General features: G+C 53.9%; 1 protein-coding gene. It reads left to right on the forward strand.

Going from position 1 to position 440, the window contains the following annotated elements; translation table 11 throughout:
- Positions 1 to 160: 160 nt before the first annotated feature.
- Positions 161 to 440, forward strand: a 280-nt coding sequence (locus PL597_RS26060) for an ATP-binding protein (RefSeq protein ID WP_271366662.1), incomplete at its 3' end; no start/stop codon positions are given.

The raw sequence follows: 440 nt of genomic DNA on the forward strand, positions 1-440 counted from the left end.
CGAAGAGGTAGTCGAGCTGATCACCGCAGCTGGTGTGTTCGTTGGCATAACCCCTGGCAAGCTCAGCATCGTCCATGGCGGCTATGTCGATACGGGTCGGGAAGGCGTGCTGGGCTTTCAAGTCTTGCATGCTGAGCACCCCATAGAATACGACACCGATTTGGATCACACGATCAGTATCGACCCACGGAAGATAGTCGAAGCTGAGGTCAGCAAGAAAACCCCGAATTGGCATCTCGTGGAAGCCGCCAGCCGGGAGTTTGTTGATGACGATCCTAACCGAGTTCGGTTTTCTGTCGATGCTGCCCATATCCAAAGGCTCGGTGAGCAGCTTGTCAGCAAGCAGGAAACCGCGCTCTCTGAACTCATCAAGAACGCCTACGACGCAGATGCTACGAAGGTCACGCTTACTTTCAGCAGTCAAGAAAAAATAGGCGGCA

The sequence above is a fragment of the Agrobacterium sp. ST15.13.013 genome (assembly GCF_027956525.1).
Lineage (GTDB): Bacteria > Pseudomonadota > Alphaproteobacteria > Rhizobiales > Rhizobiaceae > Agrobacterium > Agrobacterium salinitolerans.